This window comes from Micromonospora sp. D75 (genome assembly GCF_018070405.1).
In the GTDB taxonomy this organism is placed as follows: domain Bacteria; phylum Actinomycetota; class Actinomycetes; order Mycobacteriales; family Micromonosporaceae; genus Micromonospora; species Micromonospora chalcea.
This window is the reverse complement of sequence record NZ_JAGPXV010000708.1, coordinates 1-2,819: the sequence shown is the minus strand read 5'-3', so window position 1 is coordinate 2,819 and position 2,819 is coordinate 1. Positions and strand designations below refer to the sequence as shown.

General features: G+C 70.0%; 2 protein-coding genes and 1 pseudogene. 2 read left to right on the top strand and 1 reads right to left on the bottom strand.

Translation table 11 applies throughout. The features are described 5' to 3' along the window. The coding region (locus KBX39_RS27960) for a hypothetical protein (protein WP_210873381.1) at nt 1-499 on the top strand (499 nt) is incomplete at its 5' end. A 6-nt stretch (nt 500-505) separates the two neighbouring features. Here KBX39_RS27960 and dnaB read toward each other — a convergent pair. Beyond that, nucleotides 506-1,912 carry a replicative DNA helicase gene (gene dnaB, locus KBX39_RS27955; protein WP_104112388.1) on the bottom strand — a complete coding sequence of 469 codons (1,407 nt, stop codon included), beginning with the start codon at nt 1,910-1,912 and terminating at the stop codon, nt 506-508. Nucleotides 1,913-2,309: 397 nt separating this feature from the next. On the opposite strand from dnaB, the pseudogene KBX39_RS27950 reads away from it, so the two are divergent. Beyond that, nucleotides 2,310-2,819 (top strand): annotated as a pseudogene (locus tag KBX39_RS27950) (hypothetical protein); the annotation flags it as partial.

Below are 2,819 nucleotides of genomic sequence, written 5' to 3'. Positions count from 1 at the left end.
CGCACCCGGGCCGCCCGACGTGGACGACGTCAGCTACTGGCGCGCGGTCCCTCCCGGCGACGACGACGCGAGCGCCCGGCACGCCTGGTGGGCACGCCGCTCCGCCGTCGCCTTCGACCGGCCCACCGGCGTGGTCCGGCTCTGGTCCGACACCGCGCCCGCCGCCGTCCGCGCGGCCACCGCAATAGACCCCGACGGGTACGTGACCACCCAGGGACACGTGCTGCGCGTACCCCATCTGCTCGCCACCCTGACCACCGAGGCGGTCATCCACCACCTCGACCTGGTGGTGGACCTGCCGGACGCGCCGCTGCCGGCGGCCGACCCGACGCGGGTCGCGGTGACCACGATGGACGGGCTGCTCAGCGACGAGGCGGTACGGCCGGCCGGCTGGGACGACCACGAGTACCTGCTGAAGGCCGCCGGCCGGGTGCCGCTGACCGACCGGGACCGGCTGGAGCTGGGCGAGGCCGCCGGCTGGTTCCCGCTGCTCGGCTGACGCCGCTCAGACGATCGCCATGTCCACGAAGCGCGACAGGTGCAACTGGGCGGCAACCGTCACCGTGTCGGTCGGCCCATTCCTGTGCTTGGCGATAATGAAGTCCGCCTCGCCCGCGCGCGGCGACTCCTTGTCGTAGTAGTCGTCGCGGTGCAAAAGGATAACAACGTCCGCATCCTGCTCAATTGATCCCGATTCACGCAAATCGGACAATTGCGGACGCTTGTCGGTACGCTGTTCCGGGCCACGGTTCAGCTGACTCACCGCGATCACCGGGCACTCGACTTCCTTGGCCAGCAGCTTCAGGCCACGGGACAGGTCCGCGACCTCCTGCTGCCGGCTCTCGGTGCGCTTCGGTGAGGTCATCAGCTGGAGATAGTCGACCACGATCAGCTTCAGGTCGTGCTTCTGCTTGAGCCGCCGCGCCTTCGCCCGGATCTCCATCAGGTTCATGCTCGGGGTGTCGTCGACGAAGAGCGGCGCCTCGCTGATCTCGCCCATGCAGCGGGCCAGCTTGGTCCAGTCGTCGTCGGAGAGCTGCCCGCTGCGCAGGACGTGCAGCGGTACGCGCGCCTCGGCCGAGAGCAGTCGCATGACGATCTCGACCTTGCTCATTTCCAGCGAGAAGATCGCCGACGCCTGGTTGGCCCGGATCGCCGCATTTCGGGCAAAGTCCATAGATGCGGTTGATTTGCCCAAACCAGGCCTGCCGGCCACGATAATAAGTTGGCCGGCGTGCAGGCCGTTGAGCAGTCGGTCCAGGTCGGTGAAGCCGGTCGGCACACCGGTCATCACGCCGCCCTGGGCGCCGACCGCCTCGATCTCGTCGAGCGTGGGCTGCAGCATGTCGGCCAGGACCGCGAAGTCCTCGCTGACGCGCTTCTCGGTGATCTCGTAGACGGCCTGCTGGGCGAGGTCGACGATGTCGTCGACGTCGCGGCTGCCGCTCGGCCCGGTGCCGTAGCCGAGCTGCACGATCCGGGTGCCGGCCTCGACGAGGCGGCGGAGCACCGCCCGTTCCCCGACGATGCGGGCGTAGTAGGCGGCGTTCGCGGCGGTGGGCACACTGGCGATGAGCGTGTGCAGGTAGGGCGCGCCGCCGATGCGGGCGAGGTCGCCGGAGTCGGCGAGCGCGGCGGCGACGGTGATCGGGTCGGCGGGTTCGCCGCGTCCGTAGATGTCGAGGATCGCGTCGAAGATGGTGGCGTGGACGGGGCGGTAGAAGTCGTTGGTCTTCAGGATCTCCACGACGTCCGCGATGGCGTCCTTGGACAGCAGCATGCCGCCGAGTACGCACTGCTCGGCAGCCACGTCCTGCGGTGGTGTCTTCTCGAACGGCGCGTCGCGCGGCGGCGGCTCGGACGACGGTTGCCCCCCGGTCCGTTCCGTACGCGCCTCGTCGGTGACCGACACGGGTGCCCCCCTTGCTGCGTCGGATCGAGTCCAGCTCTATCGCTGGGGTGTGACAACTTCCGCCGACCCCTCCGGTCGATCGGGGGTCATCGCCCGGCGGTCGGGGGGACCACGATACGGAACCCGAGGTCAGCGACTCAACAAGGCCGGTGGATGAGCCTCGGGACAACCTGTGGACGCCTGGGGACCGGCATGTGCGCAGGGTGTGCACAGGGTGTGGAAAAGTGATGGGGAATTCCGGGCGTATCGCCTCTGACCTGCGCTTTTACTGTCCCCACCCTGTGGACGGAAGATTTCCGGCTGAGCTTTGTCGTCGTTCGTCCCGTACTATCGCTGCGAACGGCGACACCTGGGACAGCGGGTTTACTTTCGGGTTGAGAGAGGTCACGCTCCGGCCGTGAGACACCGGGACTGGGGAAGCGGGGAGGACAGCCCGCGCGAGCGACGGCCGAGCGGTTCCTGGGACGAGCCCGCCGGGCCGCGCCGGGCCGACTCGTACGCGCCGGAGAGCTACCGCACGCCGAGTCGGCGGCGGGCGATCGAGCGCGGCCAGGACGAGCCGGTGGACACCTACCTTCCCCGCTGGGCTCTGGAGTCCGGGGTGAGCCGCGCGGACGGTGGCGGGCGGCACGCGGCGCCCGACGACGACGAGATCGAGGTCGAGACGCCGTCGTCCGAGGGTGGCCGGCGCACGGAGGCGGGCCGCCGTCGGCGCGATCGGCCGGAGCCGCGGGCGATCGGTGCGGGTCCGTTGTCGGACCACACCGCCGAGTGGACGATGGACGCCCCCCAGGAGCGGGGGTATGTGGGGAACAGGCGTGCCGACTCGGACGACGAGCCGGTGTCGGGGGTGTCGCCGCGTAGTCGTCCCCGTCGCGCGGCGACCCGGCGTCCGCAGGTGATCTGG